This window comes from Kitasatospora sp. NPDC059747 (assembly GCF_042732955.1).
GTDB lineage: Bacteria > Actinomycetota > Actinomycetes > Streptomycetales > Streptomycetaceae > Kitasatospora.
In genome coordinates this window covers 12,189-38,182 of record NZ_JBHWGV010000092.1, presented here as the reverse complement: position 1 = coordinate 38,182, position 25,994 = coordinate 12,189, and the positions used below count along the sequence as shown (strand labels likewise).

Genomic DNA, 25,994 nt, shown 5'->3' with positions numbered 1-25,994 from the left:
GCGGGCCGCCGGGGCCGCCCTCCGGGAGCAGCCGACGCGCCTGACCCCCTGGGGCGGCCCGGCGGGTGGGACCAGGGAAGGGGCCTTCCTCCACACCGCCGTGTGGAGGAAGGCCCCTTCGTGGTGTCCGTTCGTCGGTTACCGCTGGGGCCGGAGGCGACGGACGGCGATCAGGACGCCCGCGCCGAGTGCGAGCAGCGCGGCGGCGGACAGGGCGAGGAAGCCGTTGGTGGAGGAGGAACCGGTGTGTGCGAGCTCGGTGGCGCCGTCCGGGGCGGTGGTGGCCGGGGCGGAAGTCGGGCTCGTGACGGGGGACTTGGGGGCCTCGGCGGTGGGCGCGGCCGGGGCGGCGGTCTTGGTCTCGTCCGCGGCGGGCTTGCCGGGCGCGGGCTTGGCCGGGGCGCTCGGCTTCGCCGTGACCGTGGGCTTGCCGGCGGGCTTGGCCTCGCCGTTGGCGTGGAGGACCCTGATGCCCACGCCCACGGGCTTGCTGGCGGGTCCGGCCTCCGCCCAGGGCGAGGCGGTGACCGAGAGCATGGTGAGGTCCTTCGGGGCACTGGCGGCCAGGTGCAACCGGAACATCACCCGAGCCGTCCGGCCGTCGGCCAGGTGCTGGCCCAACGACCCGGTGTCGACCCGGACGGCCTCGCCGCCGCATCCGTCGTCGATGCCGAGCTTCGTCCAGGTGCCGTCGATCATCGCCTCGATGGTCACGTCCCCGGTGCGGAGGCGGTTCGCGCCGCTGTCGTCCTTCAGGGTGAGGCCGAACGCGGCGTTGTCGTAGTCGGCTCCGCTGAGGTTGAGCAGCTTCACGCCGAACTCGATGCTCGAACCGGCGGTCAGCGAGGTCGGGTTCGGCTCGATGATGTCGGCGTCCAGGGGGTTCGCGTGGTGCCGCGCCCGAGCGTCGGCCGAGATGGTGGTGCCGGGGCCCTGGTAGGGGCCGGAGCAGGCCCAGGCGGTGTCGGTGGTGAGGATCTGGATGCCGCCGGCGAGGACGGCGGTGGTGGCGAGGGCGGCGAGGGTGCGGCGGGTGGAGAGCGAGCGGGTGTTCTTCGCAAAGCGGGTGATAACGGACGTGCGCATGACGTGACTCCCCAGGGTCATGGGTCTGACGGTGTGGTGGGTGAAGACGACCGGCTCCGCTCCTCCTGAGCGGAAGCGCCCCCCGGCTCTGCCGGTCTCGCTCTCCGTGCCTTCATCCGTATAGACGCGCATCCCCGCCGGTGGTTGCAGGTGGGTTCAGAAGTTTTTTCGGAAGCCTTCCGGAGCCGTGTTTCGGGATACTGCCGGAATGACGGATGAGCTGACTGTCCGTCCGGGGACGGTGCCGGGCGGGGACGCGGGCGGGGACGGGGAGCGGCGGTCGCTGCGGCGGGACGCGTCGGGGACGGCGTTGCTGGCGGGGCTGGTGTGCATCGCGGTGTCGTTCTCGGGGCCGCTGGTGGTGGTCCTCGCGGCGGCCTCGGCGGGGCGGCTGGACGCGGCGCACACGGCGTCCTGGATCTGGGCGGTGGGCGTCGGCAGCGGGGTGAGCGGGTTCCTGCTGAGCTGGTGGACCCGGACGCCGGTGATCACGGCCTGGTCGACGCCGGGAGCGGCGCTGCTGGTGACGAGCCTCGGGGCGTACCCGTACCGGGAGGCGGTCGGGGCGTACGTCGTGTGTGCGGTCGTGGTGACGCTGTTCGGGGTGACGGGCTGGTTCGGGCGGCTGATCGCGGCGGTGCCGGTGGGGATCGTCAACGCGATGCTCGCGGGCATCCTGTTCTCGTTCGGCGCCGGGATCTTCGGGGCGGTGCACGGCGCACCCGTGCTGGTGGTGGGGAGCTTCGCGGCGTTCCTGCTGGCCAAGCGGTTCGCGCCGCGCTACGCCGTGCCGGTGGCGCTGCTGGTGGGCGGGGTGCTGGCGGCGGTCACGGTCGGCCTGCCGCTGCGGGTGGGGTCGGGCGGGCCGACCGTGCCGGTCCTGACGGTGCCCGCGTTCTCCTGGTCGGCCGTGGTGGGGCTGGCGCTGCCGCTCACGATCGTCGTCCTGGCCTCGCAGAACGCGCCGGGCCTCGGGGTGATGAGGGCCTTCGGGTACCGGGCGGACGACCGGCTGCTGATCGGGTCGACCGGCGCGATGTCGCTGCTGATGGCGCCGTTCGGCTCGCCCGGGGTCAACCTCGCGGTGATCACGGCGGCGATCTGCTCGGGCCCGGAGGCCCACCCGGACGCGCGGCGGCGCTATGTCGCGGGGATGTCCTCGGGGGCGCTGTACGTGGTGGTGGGGAGTTTCGGCGGGGTGCTGGTGAGCCTGTTCACCGGGCTGCCGAAGGAGCTGATCGCGGTGATCGCGGGGGTCGCGCTGCTGGCGTCGCTGCAGGGCAGCCTGGCGGCGGCGGTCGCGGAGGAGCGGGGGCGGGACGCGGCGGTGGTGACGTTCCTGGCGAGTGCGTCGGGGATGGGCCTGTTCGGGATCGGTTCGGCGTTCTGGGGGCTGCTGTTCGGGCTGGGGACGCACCTGGTGCTCGGCCTGGCGCGGAAGCCCTGACAGATTCATTGGTATGACTGGTCCGATGTGGATCGTTCGGCCAGGTCGGTGACTTTTTCGTCCGCCGGTGGGGGCGACACGCCGGGTCGGGTACGTCTCCGCTCCACCACCCGGGCGACACCGGGTGACCGGAGCCCCGAGGACGCACCCGTATGCCGCCTGGCAACCCTGGCCGTCTCGTTCGGAGTCTGGCCGCGCTCGTGCTGGTGTCCACCGCCGTACTCCCGGCCGCCCTGGAGCTGGTCGGCCCCTCGCCGTTCGGCGTGATCGGGGCCGGCGCCCCCGTCGACCGGGCGGTGCCGCCGCACACGGCGCAGCGCGCCGACCTGCGCGGCGCCGCGCCCGCCCCGACCGTCGACATACGCCGCACCGGCGACCCGGCCAACCGGATCACCCTGGTGCTGCTCGGCGACGGCTACACGGCGGCCGAGCAGGACCTCTTCCAGCAGCAGGCGGACCGGGCCTGGCACTCGCTGATGGACATCGAGCCGTTCCGCAGCTACCAGGCGTTCTTCAACATACGGCGGGTCGAGGTGCTCTCGCCGGTCTCCGGGATAGCCGAGACCGAGAGCCGCGGCCGCAACCCCTCGACCCCGCTCGGCATGCACTTCTGGTGCGAGGGCACCGCCCGGCTGCTCTGCGCGGACGAGGCGGCCACCGCCCGGCTGGCGGGGGACAGCGCCGGGCCGCAGTACCTGATAGCGCTGGCGAACTCGACCGAGTACGGCGGCGCCGGGGGCACCGGGGTGACCACCCTGGCGGGCGGCAGCCCGGACGCGGGGCGGATCATCCAGCACGAGATCGGCCACACCGTGGGGGACCTCGGGGACGAGTACGACTCCGCGCCGGACGACGCCGACTACCCGAACCTCTCCACCCTCAACGCCGACGACATGCGCAAGAAGCAGACCAAGTGGTGGCGCTGGCTGGGCGCCGCGTCCCCGGACGGCGCCGGGACGGTCGGGGCGTACCGCAGCGCCAACGGCCTCTACCGGCCGACGCAGGACTCGGTGATGCGCACCCTGGGCAGTGCCTACAACCTGCCCTCGCGCGAGGCGATCATCGAGGAGCTGTACCGCCGGATCCGCCCGACCGACCCCCCGGTGCCGCCGCCCGGCGAGGTCGACGGCCGCCCGCAGCTGGACGCCCGGCCGCTGCCGCTGTCCGGACCGCGCCAGCTGCGGGTGGACTGGACGGTGGACGGCGTCCCGGCGGATCCGCGGACGGTGAACGGCGGGCGGCTGGACTCGGCGCAGCTGAACATCCCGGCCGGCCGCGCCGCCACCGTCACGGCGACCGTCCGGGACACCACGGACTGGGTGCGCGACGAGGGCTTCCGGGACAAGTACATGACCCGCTCGGTGTCCTGGACGGTCACCGGCTGAGCGCAGGTCCCGGGGAGATCGGTCGTACCCCACTCTGGGCGTCCAATCATGGGATGACTACCCTGGACGCACTATGCCCGTGGAGCCAGACCGTTCAGTCCGTCCCCTGTCCGCCCCCGCTCCCCGCTCCTCCGACGAGTCCCCGGCCGCCGTCACGTCCCCGGCCGCCTTCGCGTCCCCGCCCGGCGGGCGCGCCGCGTGGCTCGCGTGGTCGGTCGGCGTCAGCGTCTACGTCCTCGCGGTGATCCACCGCACCAGCCTCGGCGTGGCCGGGCTGGACGCCGCCGAGCGCTTCGGGATCGGCGCCTCGGCGCTCTCCACCTTCTCGATCCTCCAGGTGCTGGTCTACGCGGCCATGCAGGTGCCCGTCGGGCTGCTGGTGGACCGGTTCGGGCCGCGGCGGGTGCTGCTGCTCGGCGTCCTGCTGCTGAGCACCGGGCAGCTGGCCTTCGCGTTCAGCTCCTCGTTCGCCCCCGCGCTGGCCTCCCGCGCGGTGCTGGGCTGCGGGGACGCGATGACCTTCATCAGCGTGCTGCGGATCGCCGCGCGCTGGTTCCCGGCGGCGAAGAACCCGTTCGTCGCGCAGCTGACCGGCCTCGTCGGGATGGGCGGCAACCTGTTCACGACGGTGGTGCTCGCGCAGGTGCTGCACAGCGAGGGCTGGACGCCGACCTTCGCGGCGATCGCGCTGCTGGGCGTGGCGGTGTTCGCGCTGGTCGCGCTCTTCCTGAAGGACGCGCCCGCCGTGGCCGAGCCGGTCGATCAGCACCGGCCGCGGACCGGGATCGGGCGGCAGGTCCGGGAGTGCTGGCAGGAGCCCGGCACGAGGCTCGGACTCTGGGTGCACTTCACGACGCAGTTCCCCGGCAACGCCTTCGGCCTGCTCTGGGGCCTGCCCTACCTGGTCGAGGCGCAGGGCATGACGCGCGCCGAGGCCGGCGGGCTGCTGACCCTCCTGGTGCTCTCCAACATGACCTGTGGCTTCGTGTTCGGCCGGGTGCTGTCCTTCTCGCCGAGCGCCCGGATGCCGATCGTGTTCACGGTGATCGGGGCCACCGCGCTGGGCTGGGCGCTGGTGCTGGCCTGGCCCGGCGCGCACCCGCCCGTGTGGCTGCTCGTCGGGATCATCCTGGTGATGGGCAGCAACGGCCCGGCCTCGCTGGTCGGCCTGGACTACGCCCGCGCCCGCAACCCGGTGGAGCGGCTCGGAACGGCCTCCGGCATCGTCAACATGGGCGGCTTCATCGGCACGATGATCACCCTGTTCGGCATCGGCGTCCTGCTCGACGCCCTGGCCCCGGCGGGCGCGGAGACGTACTCGGCGGACGCCTTCCGGTGGGCGTTCTGCTGGCAGTACGTGCCGCTGGCGGTGGGGACGGCGATGATCCTGCGGCTGCGGCGGAGGCTAGTGGCAGTGGGTGCGTAGGGTTTCTGACCTGCGAAAACGCGATTAGCCATCCTTTGGGGAAGGTTAATGCCCCCGGTATGAGTGAGTTGAACTCACTCATACCGGGGGCATACGTCAGCGACCGTACTCCCGCATCATCGCGGCCATCTGCGGTGGCGTCCCGTAGATCCGGGCGCCATGGAGCTCTGCGTGCATGAGCCCGTGGTCAGGTGGAGCCGACTCGTGCTGCGCTTCACGCCGCAGGCGGACCAGGTCCACCAGCTTCAGCTTCGGGCAGCCGGGGACGACCCTGCTGCCCCGGATCCCGACCCGCTCCACGGATGGGCAGGCGTAGTAGGCGCCGAAGGGCGGCCCGCTGTCCTCCTCCCGCGTCGGCATGTGGAAGACCATCTCCCCGTGCCGGCAGTGCACCGTCCCGTCCGAGTGGATGACGACTCCCGGCCAGTCCTCGTGGTCGATCTCGGCGATGATCTGCACCTGCTGGCCGATCGCCTCGGTGAGGGTCTCCGCCATCCGCCGCTGCTGGGTGGGGATGTCGGTGTCCCCGCGGCGGATGGAGGGGAGGAGTTCGCTGGTGACCCAGTCCCTGAACGGCTTGGACGACTTCTTGTTGGACCTCATCAGCAGGGAGTAGAGGCCCGCCTCGCTCACCACGCGCAGGAAAGGGTTCGCGGGGCTATACAGTTTCTGACCTGCGGAAACGTCGTAACTGTAAGTTTTAGTGATAGTTACCGCTCGCATGTCGACGGTGCGGTGCTGGTGGGAATCCAGCGCCCTGACGGCCTGGGCCGGATTGCGGCGGTCCAGGACCTGGCACACGTCCGTTGCGACGAACCACGGCTGCCCGTCGATCATCACCACCCTGATCGGCTGGCCCGTGACCGGGAAGCTCGACCGCACCAGCACCATCTGTTCCTGCTGTTCCTGTTCGTCGTCCATGGGGACGCCCCTCCTTCTTCCGAGTGATGGCAGGACTGCCCGGAACAACGAGGTCGAACGAGTGGCGTACTGGTCCCACGTTGACGCACGGATGCACGAGGCGTACCGCCCCGGCGCACGGTTGTGCGTGTACGCCGGGTGGTGCGCGACTGCCCTCTCAGATGGTGACCGAGAACGTGGCCAGCACCCGCTCGGCCAGCTCCTTGTCGCCCTCGACGCCCACCGGGCCGGGGCGGCCGCGGCCGCAGGCGAGGCGGACGTACGTCTCCCAGCCCATGGTCAGCTGGACGTCGGGGGCCAGGCTGACCGACTCGTCCACGGTGCCGCGGCCGGCCGCGTCGACCCGCACGGTGCGCAGGAACTCGACCGGGCCGGTGACGTCCAGCACGAGGGTCGTCCCGGCCGGGGCGCCCGCGGTGTGGGCGACGGCCTTGGGCAGCCTCTCCAGCAGGACGTCCCGGGCGACCAGGGCGGCCGGGGAGGCCAGGTTGCCGGGTGCGGCCAGGGCCCGGCGCAGGTCCTGCTCGTGCACCCAGACGTCGAAGGCCCGCAGCCGCAGCAGCTCGTGGTACGGCACGTCCCGGGCGAACGGGCCGGCCGGCCAGCGCACCGGCTCCTCGGGCGTCTGCCGGGCGTTGCGCAGGGCCCGCGAGCGGCGGATGATCGTGTACTCCAGCTCGCCGGTCATCTCCAGCGCGGTGTGGCAGCGGCGCTTGTCCACCGGCAGCTCGACGTAGCGGGCGAACTCGCTCGTGACGTGGCGCAGGTCGCGCGGCAGCGCGTGGATCGGGCGGGGGTCGCCGAGCAACTCGGACTCGACGGCGATGATGTGCGAGACGACGTCCCGCACGGACCAGCCGGGGCACTCGGTGGCGCGGTTCCAGGCGCCCTCCGGCAGGGGGGTCACCAGTTCGGATATGGACTCGATGCTCTGCGTCCACGCCTCGGTGTGCGCCTGCACGGTCTGGTTGTCCGTCACGGGAATCTCCGGCCCTCCGTCAGCTGCCTTGCCGCGCGCACCCTGCCCCGTCGGCCGGCCGGGTCGGTCCGGCCTTCGGGCGCACACGCTAACCGCACGTTACGCTGCCGGGTGACAGCCGGGCAGCGCTTTCGGGTGACGATCGTAGGACTCTTGCCGTGGACGGTGGTACTGTGCGCGCTTCATTGATCCAACTCGCGGTCTCCGACGCCGAGCCGCCGGCCGAGCGACGGGCCAGGGCGGCCTCCCTGGTACGGGCCCAGCACGGCTGTGACCTGGTGGTCCTGCCCGAGCTGTGGCCGCTCGGGGGCTTCGCCTACGACCTCTGGTCGGAGGGCGCGGAGACGCTCGACGGGCCCACCTCGGACGCCATGGCGGCCGCCGCCCGGGCCGCCGGGGTCTGGTTGCACGCCGGTTCGATCGTCGAACGCGACCCGGACGGGCCGATCTACAACACCTCGCTGCTGTTCGCCCCCGACGGCGAGCTCGTGCACACCTACCGCAAGATCCACCGCTTCGGCTTCGACAGCGGCGAGGCGGTGGTGATGGGCGCCGGGCAGGAGATCGTCACGGCCGCGACCGACTTCGGCACGCTCGGCCTGGCCACCTGCTACGACCTGCGCTTCCCCGAGCTGTTCCGGGCCCTGCTCGACGCGGGCGCGCAGCTGCTGGTCGTCCCGGCGGCCTGGCCGGCGCGGCGCCGCGAGCACTGGACGCTGCTGGCCCGGGCGCGCGCGGTGGAGGAGCAGGCGTACGTCCTCGCCTGCAACACCGCCGGGACGCACGGCGGGGTCGAGCAGGCCGGGCACAGCATCGTGGTGGACCCGTGGGGCCGGGTGCTGGCCGAGGCCGGGGCGGGGGAGCAGGTGCTGACCGTCGAGTTCGACCCGGCCGAGGTGGCCAAGGCACGGGCGGAGTTCCCGGTGCTGCGGGACCGCCTGCTGGGGATCCCGGCGCCGGTCCAGCGCTGACGCCGGAGGGGACGGAACGGGCGGGATCCGGCCGTTCCCGGGGTTGGTTTGTACCTGCTCCGGACGGGTTTGAGAAGATGAGCACTCGTCGTGTTCCCAGTCGTTCTTCGGCCGGTCCGCCGAGGGGCGGCCGGTCGGCCCGCCCGAGGAGGTCGCGCGCATGGCCGGCAACGGCGCAGGCGACACCCGTCCCGTCATCCGCCGCAACAGCCTCCGCGAGCAGATCGCGGGCGCGCTGCGCGAGGAGATGATGGCCGGCCGCCTTGAGGCGGGCCGCAATTTCACCGTCAAGGAGATCGCCGAGCTGTACGGCGTCTCCGCGACCCCGGCCCGCGAGGCGCTGGTCGACCTCGGCGCCCAGGGCCTGCTGCGGGCCGAGCACCACCGCGGGTTCACCGTGCCCGAGCTGGGCTGGGACGACTTCGTGGAGATCTTCGAGTCCCGGGTGCTGCTCACCGACAGCTACTACCGCCAGTACCGCTCCCGCCGCGCCCTGCCCGACCTCACCCGGCTGCCCTCGCTGCGCCGCCGGGCGGACGCGGCCGTGCGGGCGGCCAGGGCCGGGAACCTGGACGTCATGGTGGGCTGCGACCGCCGGTTCTGGCAGGAGGTCGCCGGGCTGCTCGGCAACCGCCGGATCGGCGCCTACCTGGACTGGCTGCGCGTGCAGTCCTGGATGTTCGCGGCGTCCTACCTGCGGGAGCTGTCCGCGCTGGGCGGGGTGTGCTGGGACCGGCACGTCGACCTGGTGGACGCGATCGAGGCCCGGGACCTCGCCGGGGCGCACCGGATCATCTGCGAGTACAACCTGTTCACCGTCCGGCTGCTGGCCGAGCTGGCCGGGCAGCCGCTGGAGTCGGTGGCCGTGCTGGGGCTGCTCACCGAGTCCGTGGACGAGGAGCCCGCCCCGGCCCCCGGGCCGGCCGGGCCGCCGCCGGACGAGCCGGGTCCCGCGGTGCCGGGGACGGCCCGCCCGCGGCGCGGCGAGGACGTCGGCCGCGAGCTGGGCCGGGAGCTCGGACTGGGGCTCGGCCTGGTGCCGCAGCCGCGATCGATCCCGCACGGCCGGTTCGGCCGGCGGCTGCCCGAGCCCCCCGAGCACCCGCAGGGACGGCCCGATCCGCATCGCGCGCCGGGCCGGTAGGGTGGGCGGTCGTCGTACCGGACGTCCCCGTCGGGACCCGTCCCGGTGCGGACACCGCCGCCCGTAGTCGTCCCCGTCCGCGCGGACGACTCCCCGCCCGGAGAGGAAGAGCCGGCCATGGCCTGCGACCTCTGGCTCGTCCCGCTCGTGGACGTGCTGAGCCACAGCCCCGACAACCCCTTCCGGGACGACCTCGCGCTGTACAACGCCGTGCTGACCTCGCGCGGACTGCCCGAAGTGCCGGTCTACCAGTACGTCCCGGGGATCAGCGGGGCGGTCGAGCCGATAGCCGCCTTCGACTACGACTCCCTGCACTTCCTGCGCCGCGCCTACCTGTTGGGCCTCACCGGCCTCGACATCACGCCGGTCGACTCGCTCGGCGGCGACTACGAGCAGCTCCTGGAGATGTTCGAGAACAGCGCCGAACAGTCCCACCTGGTCTGGCACTTCGACCACGCGGGCGCCTACGTGCCGATCGAGTTCGCGGTGCCGCTGGTGGACGACGCGCTGCTCGCGGTCGGCGGCCCGCTCGGCTCCAGCCACGGGCTGCTGCGCGAACTCCAGGCCGTGGCACCGTCCCTGGGCCTGGACCCGTACAACCCGCCGGCCCCGACCAAGCCGCTCGGGCCGACCGGCCTGGAGCAGCCGTTCGGCCCGCCGCTGGACGACCTGCACCCCTTCGCCCGCGAGCGGCACGCCTGGGCGGGCCTGTACGCGGCGGCGACCCGGAGCGTCTCCCAGGGCTCGATGATCGTCTTCGCCTGAGCCGGGCGGCAGCCTCGGCTGTCCGGTCCTCGGCCCCCGCACGTCCGCCCCCGCACGGCCGCCCGCCTACCGCAGCGGGCCCTCCGGCGGCCGCTGGCGCGGCATGGTGGGCCGGGTGCCCGGCGGGGGCAGCACCCGCACCTGGGCGCCCACGCCGGTCTCGGTGCGCCCGCCCCACGTCCCGGGGGCCTGGGTGGGCAGCTGCGTCATCGACGCGCGGAACTCCAGCATCCACTCCGAGGTCTCGGTGCGGACCATGTCCGACACGTCCTCGCAGAACCGGCGCAGCACGCCCAGGCAGCGTTCGGCGGCCTCGCCCGCGGTGCCCTCGGTCGGGCCGAGCACCTCCCGCACGCACTCCGACGCCCAGTCGAACTGGAAGGCCTCCAGGCGGCGTTGCAGCGCCTGCGCGGTGCTCACGTCCCGCATCCAGCCGGAGGTGAGGCCGAACGCCCGGTCGGTGCCGTGGCAGGCCGCCGCGAGGGCCAGGCCGACGTAGCCCCAGCTGGTGCCGTGCGCGACGGTGCCGGTCAGGTCCACCAGCGGGGCGGACACCCCGCCGATCGCGAAGCCGACCGTGCCGAACCGCAGCAGGCGGGCCCAGCGGCGCTTCCAGACCCGGTCCTTGCGGTACCACTCGATCGCCTCGACCGCCCGCTCCTCGGACCAGCGGTAGAGCTCCTCCAGCCGCTCGGCCGGCTCACCCCAGTCCCCGAGCGGGAACTGGCGGGCGCTCAGATCGGTCCGGCGGCGGGTGGACGCCCGGCGGGCGACCGCCGCGACGGGCTGGTCCTCCTCGCCGATCTCCTTGCCCCAGGCACTCTCCTCGGGCTGCATTTCCGGCTGGCTCACCTGTGGGGCTCCCTGTGGCGGGGCGGGCGGCTGGGTCTGGCGACGCGTCCGGCTGACGGATCGTCTGCCAGAGGTTGTCCAACAGCACTTCTTACCGCCAAATGGCTGACCGCGGGGCGCTTCCCCCTTGATCGTTATCGGATTCGGCCACCGGAACACGAGGTCGGAGGGATGCGGGGGTCGGCGAGATTTCACCCGTCCGAGCGAGGCCCCGGTGACCCGCCGTCCTGACCCGGCCACCCGCCGCCGAAAGACGGGGCCCGGCCTTGGAGGATCCTCCGACATCGTGAGCGTACGGAGCTCTCCGCTTGGAGGTTCCGACGGGACCGGAGAGCGGCCGGAACAGGCCACCGACTACCCTTGCCAACCGTGAAGGTCCTCGTCATCGGCGGCGGCGCCCGCGAACACGCCCTGTGCCGCTCCTTGTCCCAAGATCCCGCCGTCACCGAGCTGCACTGCGCCCCGGGCAACGCCGGCATCGCGCAGGTGGCGACGGTCCACCCGGTCGACCAGCTGGACGGCGCCCAGGTCGCCGGCCTGGCCGGGCGGCTCGGTGCCGACCTCGTCGTCGTCGGCCCGGAGGCCCCGCTGGTCGCGGGCGTCGCCGACGCCGTGCGCGCGGCCGGGATCCCCGTCTTCGGCCCGTCCGGCGCGGCCGCCCAGCTGGAAGGCTCGAAGGCCTTCGCCAAGGACGTGATGGCCGGCGCCGGCGTCCCGACCGCCCGCTCCTACGTGTGCACCACCGCCGAGGAGGCCGCCGAGGCCCTCGACGCCTTCGGCGCGCCCTACGTCGTCAAGGACGACGGCCTGGCGGCGGGCAAGGGCGTCGTCGTCACCTCGGACCGCGCCGCCGCGCTGGCCCACGCCGCCGCCTGCGAGCGCGTGGTCATCGAGGAGTACCTGGACGGCCCGGAGGTCTCGCTGTTCGCGATCACCGACGGCACCACCGTCCTCCCGCTGCAGCCCGCCCAGGACTTCAAGCGCGCGCTGGACGGCGACGAGGGCCCCAACACCGGCGGCATGGGCGCCTACTCGCCGCTGCCGTGGGCGCCCGACGGGCTGGTCCAGGAGGTCCTGGACACCGTCCTGCAGCCGACCGTGGACGAGCTGCGCCGCCGCGGCACCGAGTTCTCCGGCCTGCTCTACGCCGGCCTCGCGCTCACCTCGCGCGGCACCCGGGTGATCGAGTTCAACGCCCGCTTCGGCGACCCCGAGACCCAGGTCGTGCTGGCCCGGCTGCGTACCCCGCTGGCCGGCGTCCTGCTGGCCTCCGCCACCGGCACGCTCGACCAGCTGGAGCCGCTGCGCTGGAGCGAGGACGCGGCCGTGACCGTCGTCGTCGCCTCCGAGGGCTACCCGGCCGCGCCGCGCACCGGCGACCCGATCGAGGGCCTCGCCGAGGCCGAGGCGGACGGCACCGCGTTCGTCCTGCACGCCGGCACCGCGGCGGACGGGGACGGCCGGGTGCTGAGCGCCGGCGGCCGGGTCCTGTCCGTCACCGCGACCGGCGCCGACCTCGCCGAGGCGCGCGGCCGGGCGTACGCCGCCGTCGACCGCATCTCGCTCAAGGGCGGCCAGCACCGCACCGACATCGCCCTCAAGGCGGCGGCCACCGCCTAGCCGTCCGGGCCGTCCGCACCCCGCAGGGCGCCGCGTCGTGGGAAACACCCCCATGGACGCAGCGCCCTGCGGCGTTCCCGGGCGGGGGCGGCCGTGGTGGGCGGCGCACCGTTCGGCGGCCGGATTCCAGCCCATCGAGTGACAGCACCCGCATCCGGCTGACGTAACCGGCCGCCCGGCCTTATGGTGCGCTGGATCGCACCGCGCCGTGGCCGCGCGCTGGGGTCGCCGCCGGGTAGCGGCGGTCCCGCGGGGGGATGCTGGACGGCGTCCGGCCGGGCGGTCGCCCGGGTGCTTCGCACCGGACCGGTCGCGGGGCGTCCGGTACGTCGTCCGGATATTCGGACGACGTCACCGGGACGAGTGGAAACCGGGTCGTTCCGGAACACCCACGCGGACCGGGGCGTCGAACATGGCAGAAGCGCCACACAGCACGCACTACCGGGATCGGACACCACCGCTTCCCGGTCGGAACTGATCGTTTCGAGTCGGCTCAGGGGCCCGTCAGCGGGCGCCCGAGGGCTCCGAAGGGGGTGCCGCACCGTATGGCCGCTGCCGACACCGCGCGCGCACACGCCCAGGCGGTCCTGCGGATCCGCGGGCTCGCCCTGGCCACCGCCGCCGTGCCCGCCGCCGTCGCGGTGGTCCTGCTGGCCGGACGGTTCACCGGCCGCATCGGGGCGCCCGGCGCCTCCGACGCGGCCGGCTGGGACGCCGCCCGCTGGGCGGTCGGCGCGGTCGCCGTGCTCGCCCTCCTGGTGGCCGGCCTGGCCGCCCGCGCCTACCGCAGGGCCGTCCCACCGCGCACCCCGGCCGTCCCGCTGGAGCGGGCGGAGGCGCCCGAGCTGTACCGGCTGATCGCCGAACTCGCCGACCGGCTGGACGTCCCCGCGCCCTCCGCCATCGCGCTCACCCCGGACTGCGACAGCTGGCTGGAGGACGTCCAGCCCGCGCACCCGCACCGCCCCCGGTCCGAGCCGCCCGCGCCCGTCCTGGTGATCGGCTCGCCGTTCCTGTGGTGGATGCGGGCCGACGAGCTGCGCGCCCTGCTCGCGCCCGTGGTGGCCGGCACCGCCGCCTCCGCGGACCCGGACATCGCCGCCGCCCGCCGCTTCCTGCGGAGCCTCGACGCCAGCCTGGACACCGGCCCGTCCCCGGCCGGGCTCGGCGGCGCCGTGCTGGCCGGCCCGCCCCGGGCGCCGCGCCGCGGCCCGGCCCTGCTGACCGACCGGATCACCCGCCGCCTCCTCGGCGCTTGCCGCGGCCACGCGGCCGAGCTTGAGCGGTCCGTCGCGAGCTGGGCCTCCGAGCAGGCCAGGACGGTCGACTACGGCCTGCGGATCGCCGCCCAGGAGCAGGTCGGCCTCGCCTACGCCGGCTGGGACCGCCTGCTCACCCGGGTCGCACTGCCCGCCTGGCGGCTCGGCCGCCACCCGGCCCACCTCAACGCCGGCGTGGTCGCCGCCCTCACCGAGCTGTCCCGGCGCGACCGGCTGGCCGACGGCTACGGCACCCGGCTCGGCGACCGCCCCGCCTGCGACCTGCTGGAGGAGCCCGGCACCGTCGACCGGGCGGTCTCCCGGCTCGCCGCCGAGCTGTTCTTCGGCGAGCCGGCCGCCGGCGCCTGGCACGAGCTGGAGTGGACCGACTACCCGGCCGAGGCCGTCGACGCCGGCTGGCGGGCCCGCGCCGCGGCCCTGCAGAGCGCCCTGGACCGCCTCGCGCCCCAGGCCCGCCCCGGCGCCCCGACGCTCACCCGGCTGCTGGTCCGCCTCGCCGAGGGCGACGGCGAACAGCTGGCCGCCGCCCTCGCCGCCGAGCTGGCCCGCACCACCGCCCCGGCCCCGCTGCTCGAACCCGTCCGCAGCGGCCGCGACCTGCTGGTCGACCACGTCACCGCGATGGTCTGCTGCGCCGCCGTCGACACCGCGGGCGCCACCCCCGGCCTGGACTGGCTGGACGGCCCGGTCCTGCTGATCCGCGGCGTGCGCCGCACCGACCTCGCCGCCCCCGTCGCCCAAGCCGTCGAACAGGGCCAGGACGGCCCCCTGCGCGCCTGGCTCGACGCCGCCGACGTCCGCCTGGAGAAGCCCGTCCGCCTCTGATCGACAGCGGCGCTCGAACGCCGCCCACGCGCCCCCGGCCGGGCCCGCGGGCGGCCGTCCGCGCAGGCCGGAGGGCCCGCCGCCGACCGGCCCGAGATTGCCACCACCAATTGCTACCGCGGGGTGACGCTGCGCCAGCACTGTGTGGTGTATTAGACCGCACGCACATCCGGGGGGCACGTGCCAGCCGGAGGGGAGTGCACCTGGGAGGGGCGCGTGGGTACCGAACTCAACCGCCGCTGGGAGTCCGGAACGCTTGCCTACAGCGCCTCCGACCCCTTCGGCCAAGGCCCGCTGCCCTGGCTGCGCAGCCCCGACGAGTACCTGGCCGACGCCGAGGGCACCGTGCCCTGGTACGTGTCCGTGGACGCCCCCGGCCAGCGCCCGCTGGCCGCCGCTGCCCGGCCCCGGCCGCCGGTCGGCACCCCGCGCAGCGCCGACGACGTCGTCCAGCAGATCAAGGGCTTCGCCTCGGCCGGGGTGGTCCGCCCCGGCGGCTCGGTGGACTTCCGGGTCACCGTCAACCCGCCGCGCGAGTTCACCGTGGACGTCTACCGGATCGGCCACTACGGCGGTGACGGGGCGCACCACATGACGTCCAGCCCGCTCATCGCCGGCCTCGCCCAGCCCGCCCCGCTGGTGGTCGGCCGGACGGTGTCCTGCCACCACTGGTGGCACTCCTGGCGGCTGCAGATCCCCGCCCACTGGCGGCCCGGCGCGTACGTCGCCGTGCTGACCACCGCGGACATGCTGCACCGCAGCCACATCCCGTTCACCGTACGGGACTTCGAGGACCGGGCGCACGCCGCCGAACTGCTCCTGGTGCTCCCCGACGTGACCTGGCAGGCCTACAACCTGTTCCCCGAGGACGGCCGCAGCGGCGCGAGCCTCTACCACGCGTGGGACGGCCGGGGCGGGCTGGTCGGCGAGTCGGAGGCGGCCGTCACCGTCTCCTTCGACCGCCCGCACGCCACCGCCGGGCTGCCGCTGCACGTCGGCCACGCCTACGACTTCATCCGCTGGGCCGAGCGCTACGGCTACGACCTCGCCTACGCGACCGCCACCGACCTGCACGCCGGCCTGGTCGATCCGGCGCGGCACCGGGCGCTGGTCTTCCCCGGCCACGACGAGTACTGGTCCGAGCCGATGCGCCGCGCCGCCGAGCGGGCCCGCGACGGCGGCACCTCGCTGGTCTTCCTGTCCGCCAACACCATGTACTGGCGGGTCGAGCTGACCGCCGCCGCCTCCGGCGAGCCGAACCGGCTGCTCAACTGCCGCAAGCGCCAGAAGGTCCGGCCGGGCAGCCCGGCGGCCGGGGCGCCGGGCGCCGCGAGCGCCCTGTGGCGGGACGCCGGCGAACCCGAGCAGCACCTGCTCGGCGTGCAGTACTCGGGCCGGGTCGCCGCGCCCGCCCCGCTGCTCGCCCGGCACACCGCGCACTGGCTGTGGGACGGCACCGGGCTCCAGGAGGGCGACGAGCTGCCCGGCCTGGTGGCCGGCGAGGCCGACCGCTACTATCCGAAGGTGGCGCTGCCCGAGCACACCGAGCGCGTCCTGCTGGCCCACTCCCCGTACCGGGACCTCGCCGGCCGCACCCGCTACCAGGAGACCTCGCTCTACCGCGCGCCCAGCGGCGCGTACGTCTTCGCGGCCGGCACCTTCGCCTGGTCGCCCGCGCTGGGCCGCCCCGGCCTCACCGACGAGCGCGTCCAGCGCGCCACCGCCAATCTGCTCGACCGGCTCTGCAAGAACGGGCCCTGAGCCCGTCGGCGCGAGGCCCGGAAGGCCCGGAAGGCCGCCGGGAGCGTTCGTGAAAGACTGCGGGGGCAGTGACCTCCCCTTTCGCACGGCCCGGCCGCTGGACTGATGGCCCACGCCCGTGAACGACCCCTGAGGACTGAACACCTTGAGCGGATTTGTCACCAAGCCCGAGCCGGTCCAGGTGCCCGGCCTGGTCCACCTGCACACCGGCAAGGTGCGCGACCTCTACCGCACCGAGTCGGGCGAGCTGGTCATGGTGGCCAGCGACCGGATGTCGGCCCACGACTGGGTGCTGCCGAACGAGATCCCCGACAAGGGCCGCGTCCTCACCCAGCTCTCCCTGTGGTGGTTCGAGCGGATCGCCGACATCGTGCCCAACCACGTGATCTCCACCGAGGTCCCGGCCGGCGCGCCCGCCGACTGGAAGGGCCGCACGCTGATCTGCAAGAGCCTGGACATGATCCCGGTCGAGGCGGTCGCCCGCGGCTACCTGGCCGGCTCCGGCCTGAGCGAGTACGAGGAGAGCCGCACGGTCTGCGGCATCGCGCTGCCCGAGGGCCTGGTCAACAGCTCCGAGCTGCCCGCCCCGATCTACACCCCGGCGCTCAAGGCCGAGGTCGGCGAGCACGACGAGAACGTCCCCTACGAGGAGACCGCCCGCCGGATCGGCGCCGAGCTGGCCAACCAGGTGCGCCGCACCACCCTCGACGTCTACGCCCGCGCCCGGGACATCGCCCGCGACCGCGGCATCATCCTGGCCGACACCAAGTTCGAGTTCGGCCTGCTGGACGGCGAGCTGGTGATCGGCGACGAGGTGCTCACCCCGGACTCCTCCCGCTACTGGCCGGCCGACGACTACGAGCCCGGCCGCTCGCAGGCGTCCTTCGACAAGCAGCTCATCCGCGACTGGCTGGTCTCCCCGGCCTCCGGCTGGGACCGCTACAGCGAGGAGCCGCCGCCGGCGCTGCCGGCCGAGGTGGTCGAGCGGACCCGGGCCAAGTACGTCGAGGTGTACGAGCGCCTGACCGGCACCAGCTGGGTCTGATCCCCCGACCGCCCGCGGGTACGGCCGTCAGATCCAGCCGTGCTCGCGGGCGATCCGCACCGCCGCGTGCCGGTTCTCCGCGCCCAGCTTGGTGGCCGCCGAGGACAGGTAGTTGCGGACGGTGCCCTGGGACAGCGCCGCCCGCGCGGCGATCTCGGCGATCGGGGTGCCGTCCGCGGCCAGCTCCAGGACGTCGGTCTCGCGCGGCGTCAGCGGCGTCTCGCCGGCGCTGATCGCGTCCGCGGCGAGCTCGGGGTCGACGTACCGGCCGCCGGCCCGGACGGTCCGGATGATCCCCGCGAGGTCGGCCGCCGACACGGTCTTGGGCAGGAAGCCGCGCACCCCGACCTCCAGCGCCCGCTTCAGGTAGCCGGGCCGGCCGTGGCCGGTGACGATCATGCAGCGGCAGTCCGGCAGCAGCCGGCGCAGTTCGGTGGCGACCTCGATGCCGTCGCGTCCGGGCATCTGCAGGTCCAGGACGGCGATGTCGGGCCGGTGCGCCTGGGCCATCGCGAGCGCCTCCGGGCCGGAGCCGGCCTGGGCGACGACCTCGATGTCGTCCTCCAGCGACAGCAGCGCGGCCAGCGCGCCCCGGATCAGGTGCTCGTCGTCGGCGAGCAGGACGCGGACGGGCGGGGTCTCGGTCATCGGTGGGCCTCCTCGGCGCCGGCGGACGGGGTGACGTCGGTCAGATCGGTACGGCCGCGAGCATCCGGAACGTGCCCGGTGCGGCCGTCGGGACGGTCAGCTCGCCGTCGTGGGCGGCCAGCCGCTCGCGGAGCCCGCGCAGTCCGGTGCCGCCGCCCTGGGAGGGCAGCGGGACCTCCGGCACGCCGTCGTTCTCCAGCTCCAGCACCGCCCGGCCGTCCTCCCGGTGCAGGCGGATCAGGCAGTGCGCGGCCTCGCTGTGCCGCAGCACGTTGGTGGTGGCCTCGCGGATCACCCAGCCGAGCACCGACTGCACCGGGGCCGGCAGCCGGTCCGCGTCCTCGCCGAGGTCGATCTCGCAGGCGACGTCGGCGGAGCGCAGCACCGCCCGGGCGCCGATCGCCTCGGCGTGCAGGTCGGCGGTGCGGTAGCCGCGGATGACGTCGCGGACCTCGCGCTGCGAGTCCTGGGCGATCCGCTGCACCTCGGCCATCTGTTCGGCGGCCTCCGCGCGCCCCCGGCGGGCGAGTTGGACGGCGAGCTCGCTCTTGAGCGCGATCGTCGTGAGGTTGCGGCCCATGACGTCGTGCAGGTCGCGGGAGAAGCGCAGCCGCTCCTCGGCGACGGCGAGCCGGGACTGCGCCTCGCGGGCGGCGTCCAGCTCCCAGACGATCGCGGTCACCCAGGCGAAGCTGCGGCAGCTGCCGATCAGGAAGGACAGGCCGATCACCGCCCCGACCAGCAGCCCGATCGTGATGCCCGGGTCGAACCCGGCCAGCACCATCGCGGGAGCGATCGCCAGGACCTGGCCGATGGCGATCAGGAAGGTCCGGGGCAGGGAGACCGCGACGGCCGTCGGGCCGATCGCCGAGCCCATCAGGGCGGTGGCGACGACCGCGGTGAACGGCGGCGCGTGGGGGCTCACCGGCCCGCCGGTGGACGGGCCGAGCAGGATGACGGTCCAGGAGCCGACCACCGTCAGGACGGCGTTGACGACCAGCCAGCGCCGGTACTCGACCGGCCGCTTCAGGTAGTGGTCGAGCGCGGTGCGGTACGCCCGGAGCGTGACCAGCGTGGAGGCGAGCGAGACGACCAGGGCGACCCGGACGGCGGTGCCGTAGTGCGGGAGGTTCGCGGGGGAGGCGCTGACCACGAGGTTGATCGGCAGCATCATCCACGCCATCAGGTACAGCGACCAGCGGAAGTACAGCTCGGCGCGCTGCGGCTTGCCGTAGCCCTTCCAGCGCCGGATCGGCCCCCTGACCTGCATCGACTTGCTCCCCGTCCCGTCACGTTGCTGTCGCTGCCTTCATATCAGAGGGAGGGAGGGGCCGGGGCTTCGGTTGCGGTGCCGCCCGCCGGGACGTCAGCGGCGGGACTCCCAGCGGAAGTACCGGACCGCGCCCCAGCCCGCCAGGCCCAGCCACACGGCGCCCGTGACGAGGTGCGGCACGGCGGTGGACCAGGTGCCGCCGAAGCCGGTGGCGGCGGCCGAGCCGTCGGTGCCGGTCCAGCCGATCCGGATCAGCTGGAAGCCCGGGGTGGTGGGCAGCAGCCGGCAGAAGTCGGCGACCCGGTCGGGCATGACCTCCAGCGGGATGAACAGGCCGGAGCCGAACTGCGAGACGAGCAGCAGCGGGAGGGTGGTGATGCCGGCGGTCTCGACGGTCTTGGTGAAGGCGCTGGTGAGCGCGGCCGTCGCCATCATCGTGCCGATGCTCAGGAGCAGCCCGGCGGCCAGCAGCAGCGGGTTCACCGGGGCGCCGAGGTGCAGGAAGGCGGCGCCGCCGCCCGCGACGACCGCGCTCATCAGCAGCGCGAGGCTCACCGAGGGCACGGCCGTGCCGGCCAGGATCTCCAGGTCCCGGGCCTCGCCGGTGCGCAGCCGCTTGAGCACCAGCTCGTTGCGGCGGCCGACGTACGCGGCGGTCAGGTTGTAGTAGACGACGAAGGCCAGGATCCCGCCGATGGTGCCGATGATCAGCAGCGAGTCGACGTCCAGGCCGGGGTGGTCCGAGGCCTGCTGCTTCAGCATGCTGCGGCGGCCGGCGATCATCAGCACCGGCAGCAGCAGGGCGGTGAACAGGGCCGAGCGGTTGCGCAGCAGCAGGGTGGCCTCGGAGCGGCCGAGGGAGGCCAGGCGGCGCAGGGCGGTCCCCTGCGGGCCGGCGGCGGTGCCGGTGGTGGTGCCGGTGGCGCTGGAGGGGGCGGCGGTGGTCATCGGGCGGATCCGATCAGGCGGCGGGAGGAGCGGGAGGGACGGGAGGCGCGGCCGGCGGGCGCGGGCGGCCGCGGCTCGTCCTGGTGGGCGGCCTCGGAGGCGATCGCGAGGAAGGCCTCCTCCAGCGAGGCGCTGCGGGCGTCCAGGGCGCCGAGCGCGAGGTCGTGGTGGTGGGCCCAGCCGAGCAGCTCGTGGAGGTCCCGCTGGAGGGCGGAGGTCTGCACGGTGACCTTGCGGCCGTCGACGGCGACCTCGGCCCCGGCCAGCAGCGGCAGCGAGGCCCCGCTGAACTCGGGCAGTTCGAAGGTGATCCGGGAGGGCCGTCCGGCGATCACCTCGGCGACGGTGCCGGTGGTGACGACCCGCCCGCCGTGCATGATCGCCAGCCGGTCGGCCAGTTCCTCGGCCTCCTCCAGGTAGTGCGTGGTGAGCAGCACGGTGGTGCCCTGGGCGCGCAGCTCGCGGACCAGCCGCCAGACGGCGGCGCGGGCCTCCGGGTCCAGGCCGGTGCTGGGCTCGTCCAGGAAGAGCACCTCGGGGCGCCCGAGCAGGGCCATCGCCAGGTCGAGCCGGCGGCGCTCGCCGCCGGACAGCTGCTTGACCCGCACGTCGCGCCGGTGGCCGAGGCCGACCAGCTCCAGCGCCTCCGCCACCGGGCGGGCGCCGCTGGTCAGGCCGGACCACGTGCGGCCGGTCTCGGCGACGGTGAGCTCGCCGGGGAAGCCGCCCTCCTGGAGCATGATGCCGATCCGCGGGCGGAGCGCGGCCCGCTCCCGGTACGGGTCGTGGCCGAGCACCCGGACGGTGCCGCCGCTGGGCGCGGCCAGGCCCTCGACGAGCTCCATGGTGGAGGTCTTGCCGGCCCCGTTGGTGCCGAGCAGGGCGTAGAGCTCGCCGCGGCCGACGGTCAGGTCGACGCCGCGGACGGCGTGGTAGCCGGTGGTGCCGGAGCCGTAGTGGCGCTGGAGGTCGGTGACCTCGATCACGGGGCCGGAGGTGCCGGCGGGCTGGCGCGTTTCCATGGCTCCAGCCTTCCGCCGCCCGGTCCGCGCGGTCAGTGCGCGCCGTCATCGGAAGGGGGTGCGGATCCACGGGTCGGCGGTGACAAATGTCATCGGTCACCGGTACGCCCGCGGATGCGGGGAGTGCCCGGGGAAATGCCGAAGGGCCCCTCTACCGAGGAGCCCTTCGTTTCTGAGCGGACGACGAGATTCGAACTCGCGACCCTCACCTTGGCAAGGTGATGCTCTACCAACTGAGCCACGTCCGCAGGTCAAACTATTGAGTTGTGCTGTGCTCGCGCACTGCGAGCGGACGACGAGATTCGAACTCGCGACCCTCACCTTGGCAAGGTGATGCTCTACCAACTGAGCCACGTCCGCACGGTGCCTGGTGGGGCACCGGCCGCCTCTTCGGATCTCTCCGTTGCGGCGACGAGGAATACTCTACAGCATCGTTCGGGGTGGTCGCCCCACCCTTTCGGCGGGCAGGGCGACCGCGGGACCGCCGGCTCGGGCCGGACGTCCCCGCCGGGGTCAGTTCGCCTCGGCGAACGCCTCGTACACGTGCTTGGGGATGCGCCCGCGGGCCGGCAGCTCCATTCCGCGCGACTGGGCCCAGGCGCGGACCGCGGCCGGGTCGGGGGTCAGCGCGGTGCGGCGGAAGGACTTTCCGGTGCGGCTCTGCCGCCGCCCGGCCGCGACGAACGGCGCGAGGGCCTCCCGCAGCTTTTCCGCGTTGTCCACGGACAGGTCGATCTCGTACGACTTCCCGTCGACGCCGAAGTGGACGGTTTCCGCGGCGGCGCCGCCGTCCAGGTCGTCGGAGAGCGTGACAACTACACGCTGTGCCATGGGTGTCAATCCTCTCGGGCAATTCGGCCGTCGGCGCGCGGGGTGCGCCCCGGGGCCTGATGTGCACCACTCGCGCAAGCGCATACGGGCAGGCCTGGTGGCCCGCCGGATACGCAGCACTTGCCGCGACAGGTGGCCCTATTCTGCACCCGAAGCTGGTCGAAATCGAAGAGTCCGGCATTCTTTTCCGGATATTCACGTCTCTTCGTGGGACTTGCGGATACCGGAGCACGGGACGGGCGGTTCTGTCCCGGAGTGCCGTATTCGGGTGTTCTTCGGGGGTTCTCCGCCCGGCCGGCCAATCCGCCGAAATCGGCTGCCGGGGGTGGGGGTCGGCGCGGCCGGATCCCTTGCGGCGTAAGGGTCTCGGGTCTACGCGCGTCGCTCTCCCCGGCCAGCAATCCCGCCCGAAACCACCGGTAGTCTGGAGTTCCCCCGCCTCACGAAGACACCACCGGGAGTGCCAGTGGCACGCGTCGTAGTCGACGTCATGCTCAAGCCGGAGATCCTCGACCCCCAGGGACAGGCGGTGCAGCGCGCACTGCCCCGTCTCGGATTCACCGGGATCGCCGACGTCCGCCAGGGCAAGCGTTTCGAGCTGGAGCTGGAGGGTCCGGTCGACGACGCCGCACTCGCCCGTATCCGCGAAGCCGCCGAGACCTTTCTCGCCAACACCGTGATCGAGGACTTCACCGTCCGGGTCGAGGAGGCGGCGAAGTGACCACCCGCGTAGGCGTCGTCACTTTCCCCGGTTCCCTCGACGACCGCGACGCGCAGCGCGCGGTCCGGCTGGCCGGCGCCGAGCCGGTCTCCCTCTGGCACCGTGACGAGGATCTCCACCAGGTCGACGCCGTCGTCCTGCCGGGCGGTTTCAGTTACGGCGACTATCTGCGCTGCGGGGCGATCTCCCGCTTCTCGCCGGTCATGACCACCATCATCGAGCAGGCGAAGCTCGGAATGCCGGTCCTCGGTATCTGCAACGGCTTCCAGGTGCTGTGCGAATCGCACCTGCTGCCGGGCGCGCTCACCCGCAACGACTCGCTGCACTTCGTCTGCCGCGACCAGAAGCTGCGGATCGAGAACGCCGGCACCGCGTGGACCCGGGATTACTCGGCGGGCCAGGAAATCGTGGTTCCGCTGAAGAACGGCGAGGGCCGCTTCGTCGCCGACGCGCACGTCCTGGACGAGCTGGAGGCCGAGGGCCGGGTGGTCGCCCGCTACCTGGACGTCAACCCGAACGGTTCGTACCGCGACATCGCCGGCATCACCAACGCCGCCGGCAATGTCGTCGGCCTGATGCCGCACCCGGAGCACGCGGTGGAGCCGCTCACCGGTCCGACCACCGAGGGCCTGGGCTTCTTCACTTCCGTCCTGAAGCAGCTGGTGAACGCCTGATGAGCCTCGACACCGTCAAGAACGCCGAGCAGACCCCGGACGCGGCCCAGCCGTGGGCCGAACTCGGCCTCAAGGAGGACGAGTACGCGCGGATCCGGGAGATTCTCGGCCGCCGCCCGACCGGGGCGGAACTCGCGATGTACTCGGTCATGTGGTCGGAGCACTGTTCGTACAAGAGCAGCAAGGTCCACCTGAAGCAGTTCGGCGAGAAGAAGCCCGATTCCGACGCCATGCTCGTCGGCATCGGCGAGAACGCCGGTGTCGTGGACGTCGGCCAGGGCTACGCGGTGACCTTCAAGGTCGAGTCGCACAACCACCCGTCGTACATCGAGCCCTACCAGGGCGCGGCCACCGGCATCGGCGGCATCGTGCGCGACATCCTCGCGATGGGCGCCCGCCCGGTCGCCGTCATGGACCCGCTGCGGTTCGGCGCGGCCGACCACCCGGACACCCGGCGCGTGCTGCCCGGGATCGTCGCGGGCATCGGCGGCTACGGCAACTGCCTGGGCCTGCCGAACATCGGCGGCGAGGTCGTCTTCGACTCCTGCTACCAGGGCAACCCGCTGGTCAACGCGCTGTGCGTGGGCGTCATGAAGCACGAGGACATCCACCTCGCGCAGGCCTCCGGCGCCGGCAACAAGGTCATCCTGTACGGCGCCCGCACCGGCGGCGACGGCATCGGCGGCGTCTCGGTGCTGGCCTCCGAGACCTTCGACGACACCAAGCCGGCCAAGCGCCCGGCCGTCCAGGTCGGCGACCCGTTCCAGGAGAAGCTCCTCATCGAGTGCACCCTGGAGATCTTCGGCGAGAAGCTCGTCAAGGGCATCCAGGACCTCGGCGGCGCCGGTCTGTCCTGCGCCACCAGCGAGCTGGCCTCGGCCGGCTCCGGCGGCATGCGGATCGACCTCGACACCGTGCACCTGCGCGACAACACGCTCTCGCCGGAGGAGATCCTCATGAGCGAGTCGCAGGAGCGCATGTGCGCGATCGTCGAGCCGGACAAGGTCGCCCGCTTCCTGGAGATCTGCGAGAAGTGGGACGTCATCGCCAACGTCATCGGTGAGGTGACCGACGGCGAGCGCCTGGAGATCTTCTGGCACGGCGAGCTCGTCGTCGACGTGCCGCCGCGCACCGTCGCCCACGAGGGCCCGACCTACCAGCGCCCGTACGCCCGCCCGAGCTGGCAGGACGCGCTGCAGGCCGACGCCCCCACCGGCGAGCGGCTGGCCCGCCCGACCACCGGCGAGGGCCTCAAGGCCGACCTGCTGAAGGTCGCCGGCCACCCGAACCAGGCCTCCAAGTCCTGGATCACCGACCAGTACGACCGGTACGTGCTCGGCAACACCGTGCTCTCGCACGGCGAGGACTCGGGCATGATCCGGATCGACGACGAGACCAACCTCGGCGTCTCGGTCGCCACCGACGGCAACGGTCGCTACGCCAAGCTGGACCCGTACACCGGCGCCCAGCTGGCCCTCGCCGAGGCCTACCGCAACGTCGCGGCCGGCGGCGCCAAGCCGCTCGCCGTCTCCGACTGCCTCAACTTCGGCTCCCCCGAGGACCCGGACGTCATGTGGCAGTTCGCCGAGGCCACCCGCGGTCTGGCCGACGCCTGCCTGGTCCTCGGCACCCCGGTCACCGGCGGCAACGTCTCGCTGTACAACCAGACCGGCGAGGTCGCCATCCACCCGACCCCCGTGGTCGCGGTGCTCGGCGTCATCGACGACGTGACCCGCCGCACCCCGGTCGCCTTCGCCGAGGAGGGGCAGCTGCTCTACCTGCTCGGCGACACGGCGGACGAGCTCGGCGGCTCGGCCTGGTCCCAGGTCGTCCACGACCACCTTGGCGGCCTGCCGCCCAAGGTCGACCTGGAGCGCGAGCGGCTGCTCGGCGACATCCTGATCGCCGCCTCGCGCGACGGCATGATCGACGCCGCGCACGACCTCTCCGACGGCGGCCTCGGCCAGGCGCTCGTGGAGAGCTGCCTCAAGGGCGGCCAGGGCGCGCGGATCATCGTGCCCGAGGGCGCGGACCCGTTCGTGTTCCTGTTCTCCGAGTCGGCCGGCCGCGCCGTCGTGGCGGTGCCGCGCAGCGAGGAGCTCCGGTTCAACGACATGTGCACCGCCCGGGGCCTGCCGGCCACCCGGATCGGCGTCGTGGACGGCGACAGCATCGACGTCCAGGGGCAGTTCAGCGTCACGCTGGCCGAGCTGAAGGACGCCCACACCGGCGTCATCGAGGCCCTGCTGGCCTGATCGGCTTTTCGAGGGGCGGGGGGGGGGGGGGGGGCGGGCCCCCCCCCCCCCGCGCGGCTAGGGGAGGGCCCGAACCCAACCCGCGCCGAGACACACCAAACAGACACGCCGCGCC

General features: G+C 73.6%; 22 protein-coding genes and 2 tRNA genes. 13 read left to right on the top strand and 11 right to left on the bottom strand.

Annotated features, from left to right (window positions below; genetic code table 11):
* Window positions 1–138: 138 nt before the first annotated feature.
* Window positions 139–1,086 (bottom strand): LPXTG cell wall anchor domain-containing protein, encoded by a 948-nt coding sequence (locus tag ACFV4G_RS31705; protein ID WP_380445562.1) that lies wholly within the window; start codon window positions 1,084–1,086, stop codon window positions 139–141.
* A gap of 208 nt (window positions 1,087–1,294) precedes the next feature.
* On the opposite strand from ACFV4G_RS31705, the gene ACFV4G_RS31700 reads away from it, so the two are divergent.
* From ACFV4G_RS31700 to ACFV4G_RS31690, 3 genes are all read left to right on the top strand, one after another.
* The gene (locus tag ACFV4G_RS31700; protein ID WP_380445561.1) at window positions 1,295–2,533 is read left to right on the top strand and encodes a benzoate/H(+) symporter BenE family transporter; all 1,239 of its coding nucleotides are present in this window, start codon (window positions 1,295–1,297) and stop codon (window positions 2,531–2,533) included.
* A gap of 152 nt (window positions 2,534–2,685) precedes the next feature.
* Complete coding sequence (locus ACFV4G_RS31695; protein ID WP_380445560.1) at window positions 2,686–3,918, top strand: M64 family metallopeptidase; 1,233 nt, start codon at window positions 2,686–2,688, stop codon at window positions 3,916–3,918.
* Window positions 3,919–3,991: 73 nt separating this feature from the next.
* Complete coding sequence (locus ACFV4G_RS31690) at window positions 3,992–5,344, top strand: nitrate/nitrite transporter (protein ID WP_380445559.1); 1,353 nt, start codon at window positions 3,992–3,994, stop codon at window positions 5,342–5,344.
* A 96-nt stretch (window positions 5,345–5,440) separates the two neighbouring features.
* On the opposite strand, the gene ACFV4G_RS31685 is transcribed toward ACFV4G_RS31690, so the two are convergent.
* Together ACFV4G_RS31685 and ACFV4G_RS31680 are read right to left on the bottom strand one after the other, a co-directional pair.
* Window positions 5,441–6,265: a Bro-N domain-containing protein gene (locus ACFV4G_RS31685; RefSeq protein WP_380445558.1), complete on the bottom strand. Its 825-nt coding sequence runs from the start codon at window positions 6,263–6,265 to the stop codon at window positions 5,441–5,443.
* A 157-nt stretch (window positions 6,266–6,422) separates the two neighbouring features.
* Window positions 6,423–7,244, bottom strand: a complete 822-nt coding sequence (locus ACFV4G_RS31680) for a maleylpyruvate isomerase family mycothiol-dependent enzyme (RefSeq protein ID WP_380445557.1) — start codon at window positions 7,242–7,244, stop codon at window positions 6,423–6,425.
* 173 nt (window positions 7,245–7,417) lie between these two features.
* Between ACFV4G_RS31680 and ACFV4G_RS31675 the strand changes: the two genes are divergently transcribed.
* From ACFV4G_RS31675 to ACFV4G_RS31665, 3 genes are all read left to right on the top strand, one after another.
* A complete protein-coding gene (locus ACFV4G_RS31675) occupies window positions 7,418–8,215 on the top strand; it encodes a carbon-nitrogen family hydrolase (RefSeq protein ID WP_380445556.1) in 798 nt (265 codons plus the stop codon).
* 160 nt (window positions 8,216–8,375) lie between these two features.
* Window positions 8,376–9,359: a GntR family transcriptional regulator gene (locus tag ACFV4G_RS31670; RefSeq protein WP_380445555.1), complete on the top strand. Its 984-nt coding sequence runs from the start codon at window positions 8,376–8,378 to the stop codon at window positions 9,357–9,359.
* Between the two features lie 117 nt (window positions 9,360–9,476).
* Window positions 9,477–10,124, top strand: coding sequence for a hypothetical protein (locus ACFV4G_RS31665; RefSeq protein ID WP_380445554.1), 648 nt, complete (start codon window positions 9,477–9,479; stop codon window positions 10,122–10,124).
* Between the two features lie 66 nt (window positions 10,125–10,190).
* Here ACFV4G_RS31665 and ACFV4G_RS31660 read toward each other — a convergent pair whose 3' ends face one another.
* On the bottom strand, window positions 10,191–10,976 hold the full coding sequence (locus ACFV4G_RS31660; RefSeq protein ID WP_380445553.1) for an SLATT domain-containing protein: 786 nt from the start codon (window positions 10,974–10,976) through the stop codon (window positions 10,191–10,193).
* A 369-nt stretch (window positions 10,977–11,345) separates the two neighbouring features.
* Between ACFV4G_RS31660 and purD the strand changes: the two genes are divergently transcribed.
* The 4 genes from purD to ACFV4G_RS31640 all read left to right on the top strand — a co-directional run bounded on the left by purD (window position 11,346) and on the right by ACFV4G_RS31640 (window position 17,507).
* Window positions 11,346–12,596, top strand: a complete 1,251-nt coding sequence (purD, locus tag ACFV4G_RS31655; protein ID WP_380445552.1) for a phosphoribosylamine--glycine ligase — start codon at window positions 11,346–11,348, stop codon at window positions 12,594–12,596.
* 545 nt (window positions 12,597–13,141) lie between these two features.
* On the top strand, window positions 13,142–14,701 hold the full coding sequence (locus ACFV4G_RS31650; RefSeq protein WP_380445551.1) for a hypothetical protein: 1,560 nt from the start codon (window positions 13,142–13,144) through the stop codon (window positions 14,699–14,701).
* A gap of 216 nt (window positions 14,702–14,917) precedes the next feature.
* A complete protein-coding gene (locus ACFV4G_RS31645; RefSeq protein WP_380445550.1) occupies window positions 14,918–16,462 on the top strand; it encodes a N,N-dimethylformamidase beta subunit family domain-containing protein in 1,545 nt (514 codons plus the stop codon).
* Window positions 16,463–16,607: 145 nt separating this feature from the next.
* Window positions 16,608–17,507, top strand: coding sequence for a phosphoribosylaminoimidazolesuccinocarboxamide synthase (locus tag ACFV4G_RS31640; RefSeq protein WP_380445549.1), 900 nt, complete (start codon window positions 16,608–16,610; stop codon window positions 17,505–17,507).
* Between the two features lie 27 nt (window positions 17,508–17,534).
* Here the strand turns inward: ACFV4G_RS31640 and ACFV4G_RS31635 are convergent, their stop codons facing one another.
* The 7 genes from ACFV4G_RS31635 to ACFV4G_RS31605 form a co-directional block, all read right to left on the bottom strand.
* Entirely contained in the window at window positions 17,535–18,155 is a 621-nt protein-coding gene (locus ACFV4G_RS31635) for a response regulator transcription factor (protein ID WP_359970474.1), read from the bottom strand.
* A 40-nt stretch (window positions 18,156–18,195) separates the two neighbouring features.
* Window positions 18,196–19,425: a sensor histidine kinase gene (locus ACFV4G_RS31630; RefSeq protein WP_380445548.1), complete on the bottom strand. Its 1,230-nt coding sequence runs from the start codon at window positions 19,423–19,425 to the stop codon at window positions 18,196–18,198.
* Window positions 19,426–19,521: 96 nt separating this feature from the next.
* Window positions 19,522–20,376: an ABC transporter permease gene (locus tag ACFV4G_RS31625; RefSeq protein WP_380445547.1), complete on the bottom strand. Its 855-nt coding sequence runs from the start codon at window positions 20,374–20,376 to the stop codon at window positions 19,522–19,524.
* Window positions 20,373–21,398 carry an ABC transporter ATP-binding protein gene (locus ACFV4G_RS31620; protein WP_380445546.1) on the bottom strand — a complete coding sequence of 342 codons (1,026 nt, stop codon included), beginning with the start codon at window positions 21,396–21,398 and terminating at the stop codon, window positions 20,373–20,375. The genes ACFV4G_RS31625 and ACFV4G_RS31620 overlap by 4 nt, the downstream gene beginning before the upstream one ends.
* 175 nt (window positions 21,399–21,573) lie before the next feature.
* Window positions 21,574–21,646 (bottom strand) — tRNA-Gly (locus ACFV4G_RS31615).
* 39 nt (window positions 21,647–21,685) lie between these two features.
* Window positions 21,686–21,758, bottom strand: a tRNA-Gly gene (locus tag ACFV4G_RS31610).
* A gap of 153 nt (window positions 21,759–21,911) precedes the next feature.
* Entirely contained in the window at window positions 21,912–22,229 is a 318-nt protein-coding gene (locus ACFV4G_RS31605) for an Lsr2 family protein (RefSeq protein WP_030304494.1), read from the bottom strand.
* A gap of 466 nt (window positions 22,230–22,695) precedes the next feature.
* On the opposite strand from ACFV4G_RS31605, the gene purS reads away from it, so the two are divergent.
* The 3 genes from purS to purL are packed head-to-tail and all read left to right on the top strand — an operon-like array spanning window position 22,696 to window position 25,879.
* Window positions 22,696–22,950: a phosphoribosylformylglycinamidine synthase subunit PurS gene (gene purS, locus ACFV4G_RS31600; protein ID WP_030278336.1), complete on the top strand. Its 255-nt coding sequence runs from the start codon at window positions 22,696–22,698 to the stop codon at window positions 22,948–22,950.
* Window positions 22,947–23,624, top strand: coding sequence for a phosphoribosylformylglycinamidine synthase subunit PurQ (purQ, locus tag ACFV4G_RS31595; protein ID WP_329931337.1), 678 nt, complete (start codon window positions 22,947–22,949; stop codon window positions 23,622–23,624). Before purS ends, purQ begins: the two co-directional genes overlap by 4 nt.
* Window positions 23,624–25,879: a phosphoribosylformylglycinamidine synthase subunit PurL gene (gene purL / locus ACFV4G_RS31590; protein ID WP_380445545.1), complete on the top strand. Its 2,256-nt coding sequence runs from the start codon at window positions 23,624–23,626 to the stop codon at window positions 25,877–25,879. Before purQ ends, purL begins: the two co-directional genes overlap by 1 nt.
* The last annotated feature ends 115 nt before the right edge of the window (window positions 25,880–25,994 follow it).